We start from the raw sequence: 20778 nt of genomic DNA, 5'->3' as shown, positions 1-20778 counted from the left end.
GGTGAGGCGCCGATCGTAGCGGGCGCGGTCCGTGGCCCACCCGCGCTTTTTCCGGCTTGCCTAATACTGTTAGGCAAATGCATACTCACGTGAGGAAGCGTCGGGTGCGATACGGAGGACGGGCATGGCACGGGTGGGGCTGACCACGGAACGTCTGGTGGCGGCGGGGGCCGAGCTGGCCGACGAGATCGGCTTCGACCGGGTGACGCCGGCCGAGCTCGCCCGCCGCTTCGGCGTCCGGACGGCCAGCCTGTACTCGCACGTGAAGAGCGCCCACGAGCTCCGCACCGGGATCGCGCTCCTCGCCCTCGAGGAGATGGCCGACGGGGTGTCCGCGGCGGTGGCGGGACGGTCCGGGAAGGACGCCCTGACCGCGTTCGCGAACGTCTACCGCGACTACGCCCGCGCCCACCCCGGCCGCTTCGCCGCCGGCCGCTTCCGGCTGGACCCGCAGACCGCCGCCACGAGTGCCGGCGTACGGCACGCGCAGATGATGCGGGCGGTGCTGCACGGCTACGGCCTGCCCGAGCCGCAGGCCACGCATGCCGTGCGACTGCTGGGCAGCGTGTTCAGCGGCTACGTCGAGCTGGAGGGCGCGGGCGGCTTCAGCCACAGCGCACCCGACGCGCAGGAGAGCTGGACCGAGATCCTCGGCGCGCTCGACGTCCTGCTGCGCACCTGGCCCGGCACCCCCGGCAGCGCGGCCGGCGCCTCTCCCACCGACCCGTCCCCGTCGAATCGACCGAGGCCATGAACACCGAGCGCTCCTGGACCACCACCCCCGTCACCGCCCGCCTCCTGCGCGGCGCGCTCGACGTGGAGCACACCGATCGCGGCGTCCTGCCCCACCGGCTGCCCGCCACCGCCCGGCGGCAGATCCCCGACGCCCAGCTCGCCATGGCGCAGTCCCAGCCCTCCGGGGTGCGGCTCGCCTTCCGGACCGGCGCCACGACCGTCGAGCTCGACGTCATCGCCACCAAACGCGTCTATCCGGGCACCCCGCCGCGCCCCGACGGGGTGTACGAGCTGCTGGTCGACGGGCGGCTGACGGGCCGGGCCGTCGCCCCGGACGGTGACGTCCTGACCGTCGACCTGGCGACCGGAGCCGGGCGCACCCGGCCCGGGCCGGTGCGGACACTGCGCTTCACCGGCCTGCCGGCCCACGACAAGGACGTCGAGATCTGGCTGCCGCACGACGAGGCCACCCTGCTCGTCGCCCTGCGCACCGACGCCCCCGTACACGTTCCGCCCCCGGGCGGCCGCAAGGTCTGGCTGCACCACGGCAGTTCCATCAGCCATGGATCCAACGCCGCCACACCGACCGGGACCTGGCCCGCGCGGGCCGCGGCCCTCGGCGGGGTGGAGCTGGTCAATCTGGGATTCAGCGGCAGCGCCCTGCTCGACCCGTTCACGGCCCGCGCGATGCGCGACTGCCCCGCCGACCTGATCAGCGTCAAGATCGGCATCAACCTCGTGAACCTCGACCTGATGCGGTCGCGCGCGTTCGGACCCGCCATGGACGGCTTCCTCGACACCCTCCGCGAAGGGCACCCGGACACACCGCTGCTCGTCGTCTCCCCGATCCACTGCCCCATCCACGAGGACACCCCCGGCCCCAGCGCCCCCGACCCCGGCGCGCTGCGTGAGGGACGGCTGCGGTTCGTCGCGGCGGGCGACCCCGCGGAGACCGCCGCAGGGAAGCTGACGCTCGGCACGATCCGGGAGGAGCTGGCCCGCATCGTCGGCCGCCGGGCGGCCACCGACCCGCACCTGCACCACCTGAACGGCCTCGACCTGTACGGTGCGGCCGACCACGCGGAGCTTCCGCTGCCCGACGCCCTGCACCCCGACGCGGCCACCCACCGGCTCATCGGCGAACGCTTCGCCCGCCTCGCCTTCGCCGACGGGGGCCCGCTGGCCGTCGGCACCGCCTGACGGGCACCGGCCCCGGCGCCGCCCTCCCGCTCCGAGGGCGGTTCCCCGGCCCGGTCCCGGCGGCTCAGCCGGAGGCGGCGTCCCCGTCCGCGGAGCGGGACCGCCCCGGCATCAACATCAGCCATGCGGGGATCGCGGCCAGGGCGAGCACACCGAGCCACAGCATCACCGAGGAGAAACCCTCGGCCAGGCCGGCGGCCGTCGCCCGGTGGAAGGCCTCGCGCACCGCCGGGCCGGCCGCCTGCCCGCCCGGCTGGGCCGCACCCGACAGCAGCTGGTCCGTCGTGTGCGTTCCGGGCTCCGCGACACCCGCCCCGCGCAGGACGGCGCCCAGCCGCGCGGCTCCCTCGCCGAGGAAGACCAGCGTTCCCGCGGACACGACCAGGGCGGCCGTCACGTAGCGCACCACGTTGATGATGCCGGCCGCTTCGCCGGAGAAGGCGCTGTCCAGCGCGCGCAGGCCCGCGGCGGACGGCGCGGACAGGGTGATGCCGACTCCCGCCCCCAGGACGAGCGAAGCCGGCCACACGGCCCCGTACCCGCTGTCGGCGTCCACACCGGCCAGCCACAGGGCGCCGGCGCCGCAAAGGGCCGTGCCGGCGGCCACCGGCCACCGGTATCCGACCCGGTCGCACAGCGGGCCGATCGCCATCGACACCGCGAACACGCAGACCCCGTAGGGCAGGAGCGCCAGGCTCGCCCGCACGGCGGAGTAGTCGAGGGTGTCGGGGGACAACGCGTAGAGGTTGAAGAAGTACAGGAAGCCGATGAGGAACAGGGTGTTCACCGCCGTGCCGATGCACGCGGCGAGCAGCGGGGGCCTGCGCAGCATGGAGAGGTGCAGCAGCGGGGCGGAGCGCCGCGCCTCGACCCGTACGAGCGCCGCCAGCGCGACGGCCGCCACCACGAAGGACACCACGGTGGCCGCCGACGCGGCACCCCACGCGGGGATCTGCTGCAGCCCGACCAGCAGGGCCGTCAGCCCCACCGACAGCAGCAGCACCCCGGGAACGTCGACCCCGCGTTCGCCGGACCGCGCGGCAGCGGCCGCAGCACCACCGCCGCCGCGCAGCCGACCAGCACGGCCCAGACGGCTCCGGTCCACCACAGCCAGCGCCATGACGGGCCGTCGGTGAACGCCCCGCCGATGAGCGGGCCGACGGCGAACGCCAGCCCCTCGACGGCACCCCACAGGCCGAGGGCCACACCCTGGCGCTCCGGCGGCCAGGTCAGGCGCAGCACGGCCATCGTGGACGGCATCAGCGCGGCCGCCCCGACCCCCTGCAGCACCCGGCCCGCGATCAGCATGCCCTCGCCGTCGCAGGCGGCGGCCACGACCGCTCCGACGGCGAACACCGCCGAGCCCGTCACCAGGGTGAAGCGGTGCCCCGCCATGTCGCCGAGCCGGCCGCCGAGCACCACCAGGGCGGCGACCGCGAGCATGTAGGAGCCGACCGCCCAGCCCAGCGCGGTGGTGCCGACGCCGAGGTCGGCGGCGATGGCCCGCAGGGCGGTGTTGATGCCGGTGGTGTTCACGCCGAGCAGGAACAGGGCCGCCGCCGAGACCGCGGTGACGGCTCCGGTCCGGGCCGCCGCGCCCGGACCCGGGCCGGAATGCGGCTGCTCGGGCCGGTGCGGGTGCGGTACGTGGAAGAGGGCACCGCCGACGACACGTCTGATCGTGCTCATCCGTGGACCGCACGCCGGGCCCGCCGGGCGGAGACGGCGGCGGACGCCGTGCCGGGGCGGTACCACCCGTCCGCCACGAGCGCGGGCGCCGGGGCGGTCAGGCGCTCAGGGCGGGCGAGGCCGCCTCCCAGGCGAAGCCGTCCGGGTCCGTGAAACCGGTTCCGGAACCGCCGACGGTGAGCCGGGGCGATCCGGTGCCCTCGGGGGCGACGCCGAGGTCCTTGGCGAGGGCGCGCCGCCGGTACAGCGCGAGGGTGACGGGGCCGGTGCGCGGGTCGAACTCCGCGTACACGCGGCCGAAGGCCTTGGACACGGTCAGGCCGTGCTCCGTGTAGAAGCGCTTGCTCGCGGCGACGTCCGCGACGCCGAGCAGGAGGACGAAGGCGTCGATCCGCCCGGTGGCGGGGCCGGCGTTCTTCCGGGCCGAGGTGGCGATCTTCCAGATCGCCCCGTCGGGGGCCCGCACCACGCCGGCGTACCCCCACATCGACTTCGTGACCGGCTTCAGCACGGTGGCGCCCGCGGCGACGGCACGGTCCACGAGGAGGTCGACGTCGGCGGGCCGGGGCACCGTCAGGGCCAGGGTGAAGCCGCGGAAGCCGGTGCTCGGCTCCTGGGACGCGCGGAAACGGAGCGGGGTGTCCGGGCCGAAGGCGGCGGAGTAGAAGCGCTCGGCGGCCTCGATGTCGGCCACGTCCAGGGTCACGGATGCGATGTTTTCCATGCCCACCACGCTAGGTCCGGGCGCGGGCCCGGCGCTTCTCCGATCCTGACCGATCCCGCGCTCTGCCCGGACCGGCCGGGTCACCCGGAGCCGTCACCGCTCCCGCCGCCACCGCCGTCCGAGCCGTCACCGGAGTCCTGCCCGGGGTTCTGCCCCGAGTCCTGGCCCGGGTTCTGCCCCGACTCCTGAGCGGGCGCCTCGGCCGGCTTCTCGGGCACCTTGGCCGGGGGCTCGGCGGGCTTCTCCGGCACCTTCGCCGGAGGCTCGGCCGGCTTCTCCGGTTCCTTGGCCGGAGGCTCAGCAGGCTTCTGCGGGGGCTCAGCAGGCTTGTCCGGCACCTTCGCCGGAGGCTCAGCGGGCTTCTCAGGCTCCGCAGGCTTCTCCGGCACCTTGGCCGGAGGCTCCGCAGGCTCCTTCGCGGGAGGCTCGGCAGGCTTCTCGGGCTCGGCAGGCTTCTCCGGTTCCTTGGCAGGAGGCTCAGCGGGCTTCTCCGGTTCCTTGGCCGGAGGTTCGGCCGGCTTCTCAGGCTCCGCAGGCTTGTCCGGGACCTTCGCGGGGGGCTCGGCCGGCTTCTCCGGTTCCTTGGCCGGGGGCTCGGCCGGCTTCTCCGGCTCAGCAGGCTTGTCCGGGACCTTGGCCGGAGGCTCAGCGGGCTTCTCAGGCTCCGCGGGCTTCTCGGGCACCTTGGCGGGCGGCTCCGCAGGCTTCTCCGGAGGCTCAGCGGGCTTCTCCGGCACCTTGGCCGGAGGCTCAGCCGGCTTCTGCGGGGGCTCCGCAGGCTTGTCCGGCTCCTTCGCCGGAGGCTCCTTGGGCTTGTCCGGGTTCTCCGGCTTCGGCTTGTCCGGGACCTTGTCGGGCTCCTCCGCCGGCTTCTCGGGCCGGTCCGGCTTGTCCGGGACCTTCGGGGGGATCCCGTCCGGCTCCTCGGCCGGCTTCTCCGGCTTCTCGGGCTGTTCCGGCCGGTCCGGCTGCTCCGGCCGGTCCGGCTTCTGCGGGACCTGTTCCGGCTCCTGCTCCGGGTGCCTGCCCCGGTCCCGGTCCGCCGGCTTCTCCACCGGGGCCGGGTGTGCCGGGGGCAGCACCGGGTACGGCGCGTCCGCGGTCTGGCCCTTCGGCGCGGGGACCTCGTGGTCGTGCTTGCCCTGGGCGTCCCCGCTCGGGCGCTCGTACCAGTCCTTCCGGTCGTGGTCGAACATCGTCACCTTCTTCACCGGCTCGGCAGCCGGCTTGACCGCGACGAGGTCCGCCCTGCGGAAGGCCTGCCACTCCTTTCCGCTGTACGTCTGCTTCCCCTTGACCGCGACGGGCGGAGCCAGCGGGTTTCCGCAGGCACAGCGGACCCGCGGTACGCCCCGGTCGTCGACCAGGACCGGCGTGCCGGCCTGGAGGACCGCCTGGTAGCTGGTCGGCCCGTTGTTCTTGAACCCGTGGTTCGTCACCCGGGTGTCCCAGCCAAGCCGGACGGGCGTCAACGACCGCAGGTACGAAGGGACCTCGGACTGCCGGATGTTGAGCGGGGCGGCGAAGGCCCGGCTCTTGTCCGGGTGCTCGGCGAGGAATTTGATCTGCTTCTCCACGTCGCAGCTCACGAGGTTCCGGGTGCCCCCGTACAGGCCGGGGTACGAACCGTTGACCTCGAGGGTGCGGGCGCCGGACGTCGTGCTCCGCTGCGGCTCGGCGGCGGCGACCGGCGTCACCCCGGTGTCCTGTGCCGCGGCGGCGGTGGAGGCGGTGAACGGGTCGGGGCCGGCCTCCGAGGCCGCTTGGAGGAACACCTCGCCGCCGACCGCGTTGTTGCCGCCCATCATCGTGAACAGCACCACTGCGGTCGCGATGGCCACCGCGGAGCCTGCGCTCAGGACGGTCCTGCGCGATCGCCATCCGCGGCGCGGGCCCCCGCGGCCGGGCTCGGGTTCACCGGGGTCCCCCGGCGGGCCGTGGGGGCCGCTGCCCGGTGGCGGCGGGCCGGGGGGTGCCGGTGGGGGCAGCTCGCTCGTGGGGCGGCCGGACAGCGGGCCGGACGGAGGTCCGGTGGGGCGCTCTGAAGGAGGAGGCAGGGAAGTCACGACACTCTCCCCCCGCCATGGGCCATAGGGAGATTCATGGCTATTCGCATTTTCTCGCTCCTAATCGCCAATATACCTCCGCGTCCTGGACGCGTGGGTCGGGGAAATCCGGCCCCCACGCGGTGCGCGTGGGTCCGTGACTCGAGTAGGCCCCGGCGCCGCGATCAGGTCACGTTCCGAGATTTCGGGACTTGACGGGCGGGCCTACGCGCGCAGTACGGGATCGCCGACGGGCACACCGGCGCGCAGTTCGAGCCGCGGACCGGTGAAGGACGCGCGGAACCGCTCGTCGTGCGAGACCGCGACCACCGCACCGGGGAAGGCGGTCAGCGCCTCCTCCAGTTCCTCGACGAGGGCCGGGGCCAGGTGGTTGGTCGGTTCGTCCAGGACGAGCAGTCCGGCCGGCTGCGTCACGAGCCGTGCGAGGTCCAGGCGCCGGCGCTGGCCCACCGAGAGGGCCGCAACCCGCACGCGCAGGTCGTCCTCGCGGAACAGGCCGAGGGACAGCAGTTCCTCCGCGTGCTCCTCGGGGTCCCCGGGGCGTCCGGCGGCGAAGGCGTGCAGGAGCGTCCCGCAGCCCGGGTCCGGAGCGACCTCCTGCGGGAGGTATCCGACGGACGTGTGGCGCCGCACGGTGCCGTGGTCGGGGGTGAGGTCGCCCGCGAGTACGCGGAGCAGGGTCGACTTGCCGGCGCCGTTCGGGCCGGAGATCAGCAGCCGTGCGCCGGGGCCGACGGCCAGTTCGGGGAGGGACAGCCGCCCGTCGACCGCGACGCCGGCCAGTTCCGCGACGTAGGGGGTGTCCTCGGGGAGGGGCGTGGCGTCCCGGTCGATCCGGGAGGCGAAGCGCAGGGGCTCCGGCGGGGCCGCGACCGGCTCCCTCAGGAGGCGCTCCAGGTTCCGGCGGGCCGCCCTGACCTGGCCGGAGAGCTTGGCCTCGTGGGAGCGGCGGTGCTTGCCGAACCCCTCGCGCGGGTCCTTGCCGGTGCTGGACAGCCGCTGTCCGGAGGTGTCGACGAGCTGCCGGGTCCGGGCGAGGGTGTCGACGTACTCCTGGTGGCGCTGCTCCTCGCCCCGGCGGGCGGCGGCCCGGGCGGCCCGGTAGCCGCTCCAGCCGTCGCCGTACCGGGTCACGGCCCTCCGGTCCCGGTCCACCTCCAGCACGGTGGTGGCCACGGCGTCCAGGAAGGCACGGTCGTGGGTGACGACGAGGACCGTGCCGCGGTGCGCGCGCAGCCGGTCCGCGAGCCAGGCCACGGCGGGCGCGTCGAGGTGGTTGGTCGGCTCGTCCAGGAGCAGGAGTTCGGGTGCGGCGCCGAGTACGCAGGCCAGGGCGAGCCGGGACTGTTCGCCGCCGGAGAGCGTGCCCAGGGGGCGGTCGCGGCCGATGTGTCCGACGCCGAGTGCGTGCAGGGCCGCGTCGGTGCGGGCGTCGGCGGTGTAGCCGTCCCGGTCCTCGAAGGCCGTGAGCAGTTCCCCGTAGGCGTCGAGCTCGGCGGGGCCGGCGTCGGCGAGGGTGTGCTCGGCGGCGTGGATGCGGGCCTCCAGGGTCCGCAGCTCGTGCAGGGCCAGGTCGACGGCGTCCTGGACGGTGCGTCGCGGGCCGAGGGCGAGGGTCTGTCCGAGGTGGCCGGTGCCGCCGGGAAAGGCGAGGGTGACGTGGCCGTGGTCGGGGGACTCGGTGCCCGCGATCAGCCGCAGCAGGGTCGACTTGCCGGAGCCGTTCTCGCCGATGACGGCCGCCTTGTCACCGGGGCGGAGGCTGAAGGAGACCTGGTCCAGGACGAGCCGGTCGCCGTAGGCCTTGGTGACGCCGCTGAGGGCGAGCTGTGCGACGGGGGTGGCCCGTGTGGCGGTGAGGGCGACGTGGCTCGTGGGGGCGCTGCGGCTCGTGGGGGCGCTGGGGCTCATGGGGGTCCTCTGGGTGCGTGGGCCTGCTTCCGGGCACGGTGGGGCCGGGCGGGGCGGCGTGGGCCGCGCCCGTCCGGTGTTCCGGGCTCAGGGGAAGAGGTGGTGGACACGCATGGGATCAGCCTACTGCGAACCGAACCGTCTCGTCTTTTGTTTTTCGTGCCCCCGGGCGCTCACGGCGCCGCTCAGGTGGCCGCCTCGACGTTCGCGATCATCCTGCGCAGGACCCTGAGGGTGGTGACGTACTCGTCGTCGCTGATGCCCTGGTGCACGACCGCGCGCATCTCGGTCACCAGGGACCGGAGCCGCACCCGGGCCGACTCCCCCGCCGCCGTGAGGGACAGGCGCCCGCCGTCGTCGGACGACAGCCACCCCCGGTGCAGCAACTGGTCCACCACACGCGCGATTTCATGGGGTCCGTCGGCCAACGGGGTGAGTCCGGCGCCCACTTCCTCGCGGGTCGGTGCCGGCGCGCCGCCGCCCACCCGGTTGAGCACCCAGTACTGGGGCTGCGTGACGTCGATCCGGGCCATGGCGTCGCGGAGTTGGCGGATGACCGCGGCGTGCGCCAGGCCCGTCCAGTACCCGACGGGCTGGGAGGCCAGGAGGTCGTCGGGGGCTGCCGGGTCGGCGGGGGCCTGATCGGTGAGGGGGGTGCGTATCGGTCTTTCCATGATCACGAAACTACCTCTCCCGCGCCTCCCCTCCCCCGGTCACCCTCCGGGGGGCCGCGCTCAGACCGCCGTCACGCGTACGCCCCCGATGCGGCCCACGGCGTCGAACTCGACCTCCGCCGAGCCGCCGCCCGGGAGTTCGGCGACCATCCGGTCCGCCTCCTCGCGCACCACCACACCGTGGTGGTCCAGGTATCCGCGCACCACGCGTCGCGCGGAGCGGCCGAACAGGCCCGCACCGGTCATGAGTTCCCGCGGGAGTGCGACCGCGTCGAGCTGTGCCCCCGGGACCTGCGGGTCGTCCGGCAGGAAGTAGACCCGGGTGTCCGGCCCCGCCTCCATGCCCAGGTAGCCGGGTGCCTCCGCCACGCCCATGCCGGCGAAGGCCAGGGTCTCCGCCGCCCGCCGGGGGTCGGCGAAGCCGGACAGGTCGAGCACCTCCTCCGTGAACTCGGCTATCCCCAGCCCTCGTCCGTAGCGCTCGATCCCGGCGGTGAGCGCCACCACCTCGGTGCCGCGCAGCCCGGGGTTGGCCCAGCCCCACATCCAGGACTGCTCCCTCAGGTCGTACGTGCCGAGTACGGCGATCCGCAGTTCCAGCCCGCCCTGGCGGTAGAGGCAGGACGGGAGGTCGGCCGTCCACGGGCCCTCGGGCAGGAAGCCGGTCAGGGCCTCCAGCTGGGCGGCGCCCCAGGCCGCGTGCCGTTCGGCCTCGTCGAGGAAGGCCTCGCTGAACTGCGTCGAAGTGATCATGCGCATGACCCTACGCCCTTCCGGCCCCGGCCCCTTCCGTACGGCCGGCCCGCTCCAGGCTGCCGTCGGGAGCGCGCCGGACCAGGTCGCCCGTGCGGAACCAGCCGTCAGGGGTGAAGCGGCGGCGGTCGTGGTCGGGAGCCCGGTAGTAGCCGCGCGGCGTGTACGGGCCGCGGGCGAGCAGTGCGCCGCGGGTCCCGTCGGGCACGTCCGCGCCGTTCGCGTCGACGAAGCGGACCTCGTCGTCGGGCGAGAGCAACCGGCCGCGCGCGGTGAGCGGGTCCCCGGAGGGGCGGGTGAGGACGAGCGGCCCCTCGGGTCCGCCGTGGACCTCCTGGAGCGGGCAGCCCAGTGCGGCGCCCACCCGTCCGGCGGTCGCCCGGTCCAGGGGTTCGCCGCCGCCGGTCTGCACCAGCCGCAGGCTCCGGGTGTCCGCTCCGGAGCCCGGCAGGGCGTCGAGCCATCGGCGCAGTGCGCCCGGGGCGACCGAGGCGACGGTGACCCGCTCGCGGGTCAGGGCCGTCAGGCAGGTGTCGGGGCCGGGGTCCTCGGCGAGGACGACGGTGCCGCCGACGGACAGGGTGCCGCCGACGGACAGGGTGCCGATGATGCCGGGGCAGCCCAGGGCGAGGGCGGACTCCGCGGGCAGCGCGACGAGATGGACGTCGTCCGCGGTGAGCGGGACGGCAGCGGCCGCCGCGCGTGCCTGGTAGGCGTGGTCGTCGTGGGTGCGCGGCACCAGCAGGGGTCGCGGCCCGGTGACGGCCCCGTCCGCGACCATGAGGAAGGCCACCTGATCCGCCGGCCCGCATCAGGGCGAAGACGGTGACGGCGAACTCGGGGACGTCCGGCAGCTGTACGACGACCCGCATGCCGGGCCGGATTCCGCGCAGCCGGAATCCGGCGGCCCGGCGGTCCACGCGCCGGTTGAGGTGCGCGTAGGTGATGCGGGTGTCGCCGTGCACGAGCGCGGTCCTCGGCCCGTACTGCAGGGCCCAGCCCCGCAGCAGGTTGTCGAGGGTGTTGCCGCGCCAGTGGCCGGCCGCCCCGTAGCGGTCGACGAACTCCCGGGGCCAGGGTGTACAGCCCTCGAGGACGGATGCCATGCCCTTCCCTCCGTCCGCGTCTCGAAGCGGAGGCCGGTCGGCCGGCGCGGGGCGCCGCCGAACCGACTCGATCGTGGTATTCCAGTGCCTCCGCGCCCCCGCGGGCAAGGCGCGTTCCCGACCATGCGGGTGCGACCCCGTCGGTGGAAGGTCCAACGACCGCCGGACGGCGGGGGCGTGGCCCGTCCGGGGCGGGGCGGAACGTCAGCCGCCGGAGGGGGCCTCGTCCGCCACGGCGCGCCGGGCCGCGGTTGCCGCCGTACGTGCCGTGCGCGCCTCCCCGTCGGCCTGTCGTCGGCGGCGGTCGGCGTCCTCGGCGGCAGCGGCCAGCCGGTCCCGCTCGGCGCCGGCCCGGTCGAGGCGGGCGCGGAGGCCGGCCAGTTCCGCGTCGGCCGCGGCCAGGGCACCGTGGGCCCGCGAGCGTTCCGCCTCCGCGCGCGCGAGCGCCTCGTCCGCGCGCTCGGCCGCCGCGAGGGCACGGTCCGCCTCGGCGCGGGCCCGCTCCCGAGCCTTCGCGTCCCGGGCCTTTGTGTTCTTGGCCTGAGCGTCCCGGGCCTTCCGGCCCCGGCCCTTCGCGGCCGAGGTCTTCGGGGTCTGGCTCTCCGGATCCGTGGCCTCCGGGTCCGGGGTCTCCACCTCCGGAGCCCCGGCCGTACGGCGCTTCGCCGGGCGCGGGAGCGTGCCGGGGGCGGGCGCCGTTTCGGCGAAGCCGACGACGGGGGGCGGGGCTTCGGCCAGGACGCCGCGCGCCCAGGCCTCGGCGGTCGCGGGATCGGTGAGAACGGCGCGGAGGATCTGCTCGACCGCGTGCCGGACGCTCCCGGACACGGGCTTGCCGGCCTCGCCCGCCAGCCGGCAGGCCTCGCAGGCCATGGCCGCGACGACCACGTGCTGCTGGTGCGAGAGGGTCCGCAGCTCCTCCCCCGCCAGGTTCCGGTGCGCGTCGCGCAACCCCTGCCCGAGCTCCAGCAGGCGCCGGGCCTGGTCCTCCTCGGCGCGGGCCAGCAGGTTCGCGGCCCACACGGCGAGCGTCGGCCTGCGCAGGGCCGCGAGGGCCTCGGCCGCGGCGCGGTCGCCGTCCCGGCGGGCCGCCGCGGCGCGGGCGTCCCTGGCCGCCGTGAACTCCTCCGGCAGCAGCCCGTACAGCTCGGTCGTCACCGCGTCGACATCGACCACAGCACCACTGTCTCGTACCGGCGGCTCGGCGGCGCGTGGCCGACGGATGCGGTCCGACGGGCCTGAACGGTGCGCCTCAGCCTTACTTGAGGTTGATCAATATGATCATAATGCCGCATGACCACGAAATCCCTCTACCTGCTCTGCTCCGCCGCACCACCCGTCTTCGACGTCGCCGCCGTCATCGAGGACGCCCAGGCCCGGGGCTGGGACGTGTGCCTGGGACTGACCCCCACCGCCGCGCACTGGCTGGCCGGAAGCCTGGACGGACTCGCCGCCCTCACCGGCCACGCCGTCCGCTGGCAGTACCGGATGCCCGGTGAACCCGACCTGTGGCCCGCGCCCGACGCCCTCCTCTACGCCCCCGCCACTTTCAACACCGTCAACGCCTGGGCCCTCGGCCTCACCGACCGCCTCACCATCGGTCTCGCCGCCGAGGCGCTCGGCAACAGCACGCCCTCGACCGCCGTCGCGTGCGCCAACTCCGCCCTCACCGCGCACCCCCAGTACGAGGTCTCCCTCGCCACCCTGCGAGGCGCCGGCGTCCGGCTCCTCCAGCACGACAACAGCCCCGCGGAGGTGCCCGCCCCCTTCCCGTGGACCGCGGCCCTGGACTCCCTCGACCAGAGCGCCGTCCAGATCTGATCCGGCCCGCCGGGGGACGGACGGGAGCACGGGCCGCCGCTTGCGGGGCGGCGGGTCCGGTCCCATAGTCCGAGGTATGGACGCGCGCGAGGCCGCGCTCCGGCGGGCGCACGAGCATGCCGTCCGCTGGCTGGCGAGCCTGCCCGACCGCCGGATACCCGCACGGGCATCGGTCGACGAGACCGTGCGCGCGCTCGGCGCCGAACTGCCCGCCGGTCCGAGCGCCCCCGCCGACGTCGTCGACCTGCTGGCCCGGGCCTGTGAACCCGGGCTCACCGCCTTCCCCAGCGGCCGCTTCTACGGATTCGTGGTCGGCGGCACCGAACCGGCCGCGCTGGCCGCCGACTGGCTGGTCAGCGCCTGGGACCAGAACTGCGTGATGCGCACCGTCTCCCCGGCCTACACCGCCGCGGAGGAGATCGCCGGCGCCTGGCTGCTCGACCTGCTCGGCCTGCCCGGCGGCAGCGCCGTCGGCTTCACCACCGGCGCGACGATGGCGAACTTCACCTGCCTCGCGGCCGGACGGGACACCGTCCTGCGGCGCGCCGGCCGCGACGTGGCCCGCGACGGGCTCGCCGGCGGACCCGCCGTCCGCGTGCTCGCCGGCCGCGACCGCCACATGGCCGTCGACCTGGCCCTGCGCTACCTGGGGCTCGGCACGCCCCGCCTGGTGGAGGCGGACGATCAGGGGCGCATGCTGCCGCACGCCCTGAGCGCGGCCCTGGACGAGGCCGGGCCGGGCCCCACGCTCGTGGTCCTCCAGGCGGGCGACATCCACTCCGGCGCCTTCGACCCCTTCACCCAGACCGTACGGGCCGCCCGCGCGGCCGACGCGTGGATCCACGTCGACGGTGCCTTCGGCCTGTGGGCGGCCGCGTCCCCCCGGCACGCGCACCTGGTGCGGGACTGCGGCGGCGCCGACTCCTGGGCCACGGACGCGCACAAGACCCTCAACGTCCCCTACGACTGCGGCCTGGCGGTCGTGCGCGACCCGTCCGCGCTCCGGGCGGCGATGGGCCTGCGCGGCGACTACCTGATCCAGCACGAACAGGGCGACCCCGTCGACAAGGTCCCCGAACTCTCCCGGCGCGGCAGGGCCTTCCCGGTCTGGGCGGTGCTGCGTTCCCTCGGCCGCTCCGGAGTGGCCGACCTGGTCGACCGCCTCTGCCGGCACGCCCGCGCGTTCGCCGACGGCATCGCCGGGATCGACGGAGCACGGGTGCTCAACGACGTGGTGTTCACGCAGGTCTGCGCCGACTTCGGCGACGACGCCCGCACCGAACGGGTGCTGGCCCGGGTGCTGGAGGACGGGACGGCCTGGATCAGCGGCTCCACCTGGCACGGCCGGCGCGTCATGCGGATCTCGGTGAGCAACTGGTCCACGACCGACGCCGACGTCGGGCGCGCCCTGGACGCGATCCGCCGCGCGGCGCGGCCGGAGTCCGCCTGACCCGGCCGCTCCCGCGGCAGGGCCCGGGCCGGTACGGGACCGGGCGCCCGCGGCGCCGCGCGTCAGTGGACGACGCTGAAGCTCCGCCAGGGGCGGGTCCTGGGAGCGGTCACGTTCGAGAGGGTCGTGGCCACGTAGATCTCGTTGTTCGGTTCGTCGTTCTGCTTGCAGTCGTAGTTCTGGTAGAGGATGACGTCCACGAGGGTGTTGTTCTCGACGTGGGTGGCCCCGTCCGGGATGGCGATCCGGTGGCAGCCGGTGACGAGGGTGTTGTTGTAGTTGATCTCGACCGGCGAGTCGTGGCCGCGGAAGCTGAGCTGGCCGACGGTGCTGCGCCCCAGACCCGAGCACGCTGTGGCGCCCAGCAGCAGTGCTACGGCCCCCGCGGTGATGCCGATACGTCGCCTGTGGGACATGGTGCGGTCCTCGTCTGTGCGGTGGAGTCGGTCCTTGCCCACAGCGTGGCCCGGTGCGGCGCGGGGGGCCCGCTGTGCTCGGCCGACCGGATGAACCCCGCCGGGTGACCCGCCGCGGCGGGCGGGCGCGCACCGGGTGAACCCGGCGGGTCCTGCACGGCGCGCCGGGGCGGGCCGCGCGACCATGAAGGTGATGACGAAACGCAGACGCGGGCCGCACCGGGCGGGCGGCGGACAGGGGCTGCGCCGCTGTCCGGCGCCGCCGCGCCACGAGGCCGGGACCGCCCGGAAGGAGCGGGTGCGGGATGCATGACGAGAGGGGCTTGGAGGACCTGGTCATCAGCGCCGCGCAGGACGCCGGCGGATGGCTGGGCGCCCTGCCCGTTGCCCTGGTGGCCACCAGCAGCGAAGGCACCGTCGTCCGCTGGAACCACGGCGCGCAGGAGCTGCTCGGCTACACCCCGCCCGAGGTCCTCGGGCGGCACATCGCCGACCTCCTGCACCCCGGCGCCGACCGCAGCCTCGGCCGGACCCTGTGGGAGACGGCGGCGTCGGGCCGGGGCGTGATGGGCACCGTGACCGCCTGGCACCGGGCCGGGCACCCGCTGGAGCTGGAGATCTGGGCCTGCCCCGTCCCCGACCGGCGGCACGGCGCCTCGGCCGTGCTGGTCTTCGCCGCGGACGCGCACGCGGCCCGCCGGATCCGGGGGTCATCCGCAGTGTGGGACGGCCTGTTCGCCCGCTCGCCGGTGGGCATCGGGATCCTCGACACCCAGCTGCGGTTCCTCCAGGTCAATCCGGCGCTGGAGGCCATGAACGGGATGGCGGAGTCGGCCCACGTGGGACGGCGGCTGGCCGAGCTGCTGCCCGAGGTGAACGCGGGCGAGATGGAGGAGGCGATGCGGCAGGTCCTGGACACGGGCGAGCCCGTCCTGGACCGGCGCCGGACCGGCCGTACGCCGGCCGATCCCGCCCACGACCGGGTGTGGGCGTGCTCGTACGTCCGGGTGGAGGATCCCGGTGGCCGACCGATCGGGGTGATCGCCTCCCTCCTCGACATCACCGACCAGGAGCGCGACCACACCGAGGCCGAGGCCGGCCGCCGCCGGCTCGCCCTGCTCAACGAGGCCAGTTCCCGCATCGGGGCCAGCCTCGACCTGGAGCGCACCGCGCAGGAGCTGGCCGACCTCGCCGTGCCGCACCTCGCGAGCGCGGTCACGGTCGACGTGCTGGACTCCCTGGCCCGCGGGAACGAGCCGGGCATGGGGCTGACCGGCGGTGTGGCGCTGCGCCGTCTGGGCAGGGCGCCGCTGACCGGTTCCGCGGTCACGCAGGTCCTGGCGCCGCTCGGCCGGACCCTGACCTTCCCTTCGACCGCCCCGTACACGCAGGCCCTCGCGGCCCGGCAGCCGTTTCTGATCGCCCACCTCGACGCGCAGGCGGTCGCCTCCGCGGCCCGGCACACCCCCCGGCCCGCCCAGCTGATCGAGATCGGCGTGCACTCGTTCCTGATGGTGCCGCTGATCGCGCGCGGTCTGGTCCTCGGGGTCGCGACCTTCTACCGCACGCGGCCGCACGGCCCGTTCGGGTCGGACGACGTCACGCTGGCGAGCGAGCTGGCCGCGCGGGCCGCCATCGGCATCGACAACGCCCGCCTGTACCACCACGAGCACGAGACCGCGGTGGTCCTCCAGCGCAGCATGCTCCCGCAGCACGTGACGCCGCCGCCCGGCATCGAGATCGCGCACCGCTACCTGCCCGCGAGCGACGTGAACGAGGTCGGCGGCGACTGGTACGACGTGCTGCCGCTCTCCGGGGGCCGGGCCGCGCTCCTGATGGGCGACGTCATGGGACACGGCATCGCCGCGGCCGCGGTGATGGGCCGGCTGTCCGCGACGGTCCGTGCGCTGGCCCGTCTCGACATGCCGCCGGCGGCGCTGCTCCAGCACCTGGAGGCGACCCTCGCCGACCTGGCGGAGCCGATGCTCGCCACGTTCCTGTACGTGGTGTGCGATCCCGCGACGGGGCAGTGCACGGTCACCCGGGCCGGGCATCCGCCGCCCGCGGTGGCCGAGCCCGACGGCACCGTGTACCTGGTCGGGACCCCGCCGGGCGCCCCGCTGGGGGTCGGCGGGATCACGTTCACGACCACGGAGATCACCCTGCCCCCGGGCAGTCTTCTGGTGCTCTACACGGACGGGCTGATCGAGGCCCGGACCCGCGACATCGACGAGCGCCTGGGCGAGCTGACCGGGCTCCTCACCGAGCCGCTCCAGCCCCTGGACCAGCTGTGCGACTCGCTGATCGCCCACCTGGTCCCGGCGTCCGCCGACGACGACATCGCCCTGCTCGCGGCCCGGATCGGCGTCGACTCCCGGCTGCCGCCGAACGGTCCCGCGCCGAGCGGTCCCGTACGGGGCTGAGGGCCCGCCTCAGCGGCCTGCGCGGTCGGCCGCGTCGAAGCGGGCCAGGGCGAGCGCTCCGGCACCCAGGGCGGCCTCCAGGGCCCGCCGCGTCGCCGGGTCGAGGCCGCCGACCTCGTGGTCCGTGTCCTCGGCGGCGTCCCGGACGATCTCGGCGGCCAGCTCCGCGGCGTCCGTACGGGGTCCCAGCTTGCTCACCGCGGACGCGGCGCGGGCCGGGGTGAGCAGGGCGGTGCCGTGGGCGAGCAGCCAGCCGGGAACGCCCGCCGCACCGTCGGTGGGCACCCGGTGGGGGCGTGCGCCGTCGAAGCGCTCGTCCTCGGCGAACGCGGGCTGCTTGACCTTGGCCATGGGACGGTCGGGGCCGCGGGACCCGTCGGCCGGCTTGAGCACGAGGCCCTCCGCGAGGTTGTCCGGCAGCGCCGGGAGGCCGAGCAGCCCGGGGAGCCGGGTGGGGAAGAGCGCGGGCAGTTCCCCGAGGCGGGAGAGGGGGCCCGCGGCCAGCAGGGGCACGCAGGTCAGCCCGGCGGATCCGGCCGCGGCGCGCAGGGTCCGGTCGGCGGCCCAGTGCAGGCCGTCGCCGTCGGTCAGGGTGGCGTCGAACGGCAGCCAGACCAGGTCGGGGGCGTACCAGACGCCGGTCTGGACCGCCTCGGCGCCCGGTACCGGTGGCACGTCGGGGTGGGGGTAGCGGCCGCCCGCCAGTTCGCCGTAGACGGTCACGACGGCGGAGTCCACGGCCCCGGTGGCCCGGCGCAGGTGCGCGGCGCAGCGGGTGGCGGCGACCGCCAGCGCGGGCCAGACGCGGCCGACGCCGAAGAAGTCGTCGAGTCCTCCGTCGTCGAGCAGGGCGCGCCGTTTGGCCGGGCGGGCCCCGGCCGCGTCGCAGACGACGGCGAAGTTGGCCCCGTGGATCTTCTCGTGCGCGACCCAGCCGCGGCCGCCGGCCTCCCCCAGCCTGCGGTTCGCGGGGATCTTCGGGTACGGGGACCAGGGGGCGGGTTCGCTCTGCACCGGGCGATGGTAGCCACGCGGACGCGCGCCCGGGCAGGGGTTTTCCGCGGGGCGCGGGTCAGAGCGGGTCGACGTCCAGGAAGGCGGAAAGGGCGGCGTCGGTGGCTCCTGCGGTGCCCGGCAGGCTCAGCTCCGCCCAGATGACCTTGCCCTCGGGGGTGTAGCGGGTGCCCCAGTGCTCGCTGAGCTGCGCGACGAGGAACAGCCCGCGCCCGCCCTCGTCGGTGGTGGCGGCGTAGCGCAGGTGGGGGGCGGTGCTGCTGCCGTCCCACACCTCGCAGGTCAGGTTGTGGTCGCGGAGCAGTCGGACGCGGACCGGCTCGCTGCCGTGCCGCAGGGCATTGGTGATCAGCTCGCTGAGGATCAGTTCCGTGGCGAAGCCGAGCTCGGACAGGTCCCACTCGTCCAGCTTCTTCGCGGCGACGCTGCGCATCGCGCTGACGGCGCTCGGGTGGAAGGGCACGTCCCACTGGGCGACCCGGTCGGGGCCGAGGGTCCGGGTGCGTGCGATGAGCAGCGCGACGTCGTCGGTGGGGCGGGCCGGCAGCAGCATGTCGAGCACGGCCCGGCAGCTGTCGTGGGGGTCGCGGTCGGGATGGCTCAGCGCGGCGCGCAGGAGTTCCAGGCCCTCGCTGATGTCCCGGGTGCGTTCCTCGACGAGGCCGTCGGTGTACAGGACGAGCTGGCTGCCCTCGGCCAGCTCGAGTTCCGCGGTCTCGAACGGCATGCCGCCCAGCCCGAGCGGCGGGCCGGCGGGGAGCTCGACGATCTCCGTGGTGCCGTCGGGGGCGACCAGCAGTGGCGGCAGGTGGCCGGCGCGGGCCATGGTGCAGCGCTGGGAGACCGGGTCGTAGACGGTGTAGAGGCAGGTGGCGCCGAGCACGCCCCCGGTGCCCTCCTCGCTGTCGGCGTTGTGGTCGTGGTCGATGCGCTGTACGAGGTCGTCCAGGCGGGCGAGGATCTCGTCGGGCGGCAGGTCGAGGGAGGAGAAGTTGTGCACGGCGGTGCGCAGCCGTCCCATGGTGGCGGCGGCGTGCAGGCCGTGGCCGACGACGTCTCCGACGACGAGCGCGACCCTGCTGCCGGGCAGCGGGATGACGTCGAACCAGTCGCCGCCCACGCCGGACTGTGCGGGCAGGTAGAAGTGGGCGACGTCCATGGCGCTCTGTTCGGGCAGCGCGCGGGGCAGCAGGCTGCGCTGGAGGGTGACGGCGAGCGCGTGCTCGCGGGTGTAGCGGCGGGCGTTGTCCATGCTGACCGCGGCGCGGGCGACGAGCTCCTCGGCGAGGGACAGCTCGTCCTCGTCGAAGGGTTCCTGCTTCTGCGACCGCCAGAAGTTGACCACGCCGAGGACGACGCCGCGGGCCATCAGCGGGGCCGCGATGAGGGAGTGGATGCCGTAGTCGACGATGGCCTGGGCGCGGGGCGGGTCCTGGGCCTTCCAGCCGGGTGCGTCGTCCAGGTGGGGCACCAGTTCGGCGCGCCCGGTGCCGTAGCCGCGGGCCTGGGGCGTGGACGGCAGGAAGTCGATCATCCGGCCGACCGGGTAGAGGGGGTGGTCGGAACGGATGCCGCTGACGGCCGTGCGCCGCATGTCGGCGCCGGGGACGGGTTCGTCCCCGTCGACGACCTGGTCGGCGAGGTCGACGGTGACGAAGTCCGCGAAGCGGGGGACGGCGACGGCGGCCAGTTCCTCGGCCGTGCGGACCACGTCGAGCGAGGTGCCGATGTCGCCGCCGGCGTCGTAGAGCAGCTTCAGGCGCCGGCGGGCCGTCTCGGCGCGGCTGGTCAGGATCTGCATCTCGGTGGAGTCCCGGATGGTGACCACGGCGCCCTCGGGGCGGCCGCCGGGGTGGGTGGGCCGCTGGTTGACGACGAGCAGGCGGTCGCCGCTCTCGAGGACCTGGTCGGTGGCCTCGCGCCCGGAGAGCAGCAGGTCGGCGATCCGGCGGTCGAGGCCGCCGACGTCCCCGATGCGGTGTCCCTCGGCTTCGTCGGGCAGGCCGAGGAGACGTTTTGCCTCGTCGTTGGCGAGCACGAGGCGGCCGTCGCCGTCGGTGATGACGACGCCTTCGCGGACGGCGTGGAGGACCGCGTCGTGGTGCTCGTACATGCGGGTCATCTCCTGCGTGCCGAGCCCGTGGGTCTGGCGGCGCAGGCGTCTGCTGATGAGCGCGGTGCCGACGGTGGCGAGGGCCAGGCCGGTGGCGATGGCCAGGAGGATGACCGGGAGCTGGCGGTCGAGGGCGCCGGTGACGTTCTCGACGGTCAGGCCGGCGGACACCAGGCCGACCACCTTGCCGTCGGCGCCCTTGACGGGGACGACGGCCTGGATCTCCTTGCCGAGGGGGCCCTCGACGCTCTCGGTGTGGACCTTGCCCTGGAGGGAGGGCTCGATGGTGCCGACGAACCGTTTCCCGATGCGGTCGGGTTTGGGATGGCTGTAGCGGATGCCGTTGGTGTCCATCACCACGATGAAGTCGACCCCGGCGGCCTTGCGGGTCTGCTCGGCGAGGGGCTGGAGCACCGCGGAGGGGTCGGAGGTCTTCAGTGCGCCCTGGAGGCCGAGCTGGTGCGCGAAGGTCTCGGCCACGGCCACCGAGCGGTTGCGGGCCTCGCGGTCGATGTCGTGGCGCGACTGGAGGACGAGGGCCAGCAGGGCCCCGGCCGCGAGCAACACCACGATCGCCACCTGGAGGACGAATACCTGGCCGGCGACGCTCTTGAACCGGTTGCCTAGAGGTGACCGCACCGACGTACCCGGCACGGGTGGCGAGGAATGGTCACGTCCCCAGT

17 protein-coding genes and 1 pseudogene are annotated in these 20778 nt (G+C 74.9%); 5 read left to right on the top strand and 13 right to left on the bottom strand.

Annotated elements, in window-relative coordinates:
- The first annotated feature begins 124 nt into the window (after positions 1–124).
- Both ACPU2J_RS34615 and ACPU2J_RS34610 read left to right on the top strand, forming a co-directional pair.
- Entirely contained in the window at positions 125–754 is a 630-nt protein-coding gene (locus ACPU2J_RS34615; protein ID WP_420078117.1) for a TetR/AcrR family transcriptional regulator, read from the top strand.
- A complete protein-coding gene (locus ACPU2J_RS34610) occupies positions 751–1935 on the top strand; it encodes a GDSL-type esterase/lipase family protein (protein ID WP_423834843.1) in 1185 nt (394 codons plus the stop codon). Before ACPU2J_RS34615 ends, ACPU2J_RS34610 begins: the two co-directional genes overlap by 4 nt.
- Positions 1936–1999: 64 nt before the next feature.
- On the opposite strand, the gene ACPU2J_RS34605 is transcribed toward ACPU2J_RS34610, so the two are convergent.
- From ACPU2J_RS34605 to ACPU2J_RS34560, 10 genes and pseudogenes are all read right to left on the bottom strand, one after another.
- The gene (locus ACPU2J_RS34605) at positions 2000–2938 is read right to left on the bottom strand and encodes an MFS transporter (RefSeq protein WP_423834842.1); all 939 of its coding nucleotides are present in this window, start codon (positions 2936–2938) and stop codon (positions 2000–2002) included.
- Entirely contained in the window at positions 2914–3624 is a 711-nt protein-coding gene (locus ACPU2J_RS34600; protein ID WP_423834841.1) for an MFS transporter, read from the bottom strand. Before ACPU2J_RS34600 ends, ACPU2J_RS34605 begins: the two co-directional genes overlap by 25 nt.
- A 97-nt stretch (positions 3625–3721) precedes the next feature.
- Positions 3722–4348, bottom strand: coding sequence for a VOC family protein (locus ACPU2J_RS34595; RefSeq protein ID WP_423834840.1), 627 nt, complete (start codon positions 4346–4348; stop codon positions 3722–3724).
- Positions 4349–4428: 80 nt separating this feature from the next.
- Positions 4429–6189: a DUF6777 domain-containing protein gene (locus ACPU2J_RS34590; protein WP_423834839.1), complete on the bottom strand. Its 1761-nt coding sequence runs from the start codon at positions 6187–6189 to the stop codon at positions 4429–4431.
- 429 nt (positions 6190–6618) lie between these two features.
- Complete coding sequence (abc-f, locus tag ACPU2J_RS34585) at positions 6619–8325, bottom strand: ribosomal protection-like ABC-F family protein (protein ID WP_423834838.1); 1707 nt, start codon at positions 8323–8325, stop codon at positions 6619–6621.
- A 185-nt stretch (positions 8326–8510) separates the two neighbouring features.
- Complete coding sequence (locus ACPU2J_RS34580) at positions 8511–8999, bottom strand: MarR family winged helix-turn-helix transcriptional regulator (RefSeq protein ID WP_420078123.1); 489 nt, start codon at positions 8997–8999, stop codon at positions 8511–8513.
- Positions 9000–9059: 60 nt separating this feature from the next.
- Entirely contained in the window at positions 9060–9752 is a 693-nt protein-coding gene (locus ACPU2J_RS34575) for a DUF6882 domain-containing protein (protein ID WP_423834837.1), read from the bottom strand.
- 10 nt (positions 9753–9762) lie between these two features.
- On the bottom strand, positions 9763–10533 hold the full coding sequence (locus ACPU2J_RS34570; RefSeq protein WP_423834836.1) for an AMP-binding protein: 771 nt from the start codon (positions 10531–10533) through the stop codon (positions 9763–9765).
- Between the two features lie 76 nt (positions 10534–10609).
- Positions 10610–10858, bottom strand: a pseudogene (locus ACPU2J_RS34565) (AMP-binding protein); the annotation flags it as partial.
- Between the two features lie 204 nt (positions 10859–11062).
- Positions 11063–12034, bottom strand: a complete 972-nt coding sequence (locus ACPU2J_RS34560) for a hypothetical protein (protein WP_423834835.1) — start codon at positions 12032–12034, stop codon at positions 11063–11065.
- 117 nt (positions 12035–12151) lie between these two features.
- Here ACPU2J_RS34560 and ACPU2J_RS34555 point away from each other — a divergent pair, with 117 nt between their 5' ends.
- Both ACPU2J_RS34555 and ACPU2J_RS34550 read left to right on the top strand, forming a co-directional pair.
- Positions 12152–12679, top strand: a complete 528-nt coding sequence (locus ACPU2J_RS34555; protein WP_420078127.1) for a flavoprotein — start codon at positions 12152–12154, stop codon at positions 12677–12679.
- A gap of 76 nt (positions 12680–12755) precedes the next feature.
- Positions 12756–14129: a pyridoxal phosphate-dependent decarboxylase family protein gene (locus tag ACPU2J_RS34550; RefSeq protein WP_423834834.1), complete on the top strand. Its 1374-nt coding sequence runs from the start codon at positions 12756–12758 to the stop codon at positions 14127–14129.
- 62 nt (positions 14130–14191) lie between these two features.
- Here the strand turns inward: ACPU2J_RS34550 and ACPU2J_RS34545 are convergent, their stop codons facing one another.
- Positions 14192–14545 carry a hypothetical protein gene (locus ACPU2J_RS34545; protein ID WP_361595667.1) on the bottom strand — a complete coding sequence of 118 codons (354 nt, stop codon included), beginning with the start codon at positions 14543–14545 and terminating at the stop codon, positions 14192–14194.
- A 305-nt stretch (positions 14546–14850) separates the two neighbouring features.
- On the opposite strand from ACPU2J_RS34545, the gene ACPU2J_RS34540 reads away from it, so the two are divergent.
- Entirely contained in the window at positions 14851–16968 is a 2118-nt protein-coding gene (locus tag ACPU2J_RS34540; protein ID WP_423834833.1) for a SpoIIE family protein phosphatase, read from the top strand.
- A gap of 9 nt (positions 16969–16977) precedes the next feature.
- Here ACPU2J_RS34540 and ACPU2J_RS34535 read toward each other — a convergent pair whose 3' ends face one another.
- Both ACPU2J_RS34535 and ACPU2J_RS34530 read right to left on the bottom strand, forming a co-directional pair.
- A complete protein-coding gene (locus ACPU2J_RS34535; protein WP_423834832.1) occupies positions 16978–17982 on the bottom strand; it encodes an RNA ligase family protein in 1005 nt (334 codons plus the stop codon).
- Between the two features lie 58 nt (positions 17983–18040).
- Positions 18041–20674: a SpoIIE family protein phosphatase gene (locus ACPU2J_RS34530; RefSeq protein WP_423835042.1), complete on the bottom strand. Its 2634-nt coding sequence runs from the start codon at positions 20672–20674 to the stop codon at positions 18041–18043.
- Positions 20675–20778: the final 104 nt, after the last annotated feature.

The sequence above is a fragment of the Streptomyces manipurensis genome (genome assembly GCF_049570255.1).
GTDB lineage: Bacteria > Actinomycetota > Actinomycetes > Streptomycetales > Streptomycetaceae > Streptomyces > Streptomyces manipurensis.
This window is presented reverse-complemented; position numbering and strand designations above follow the sequence as displayed.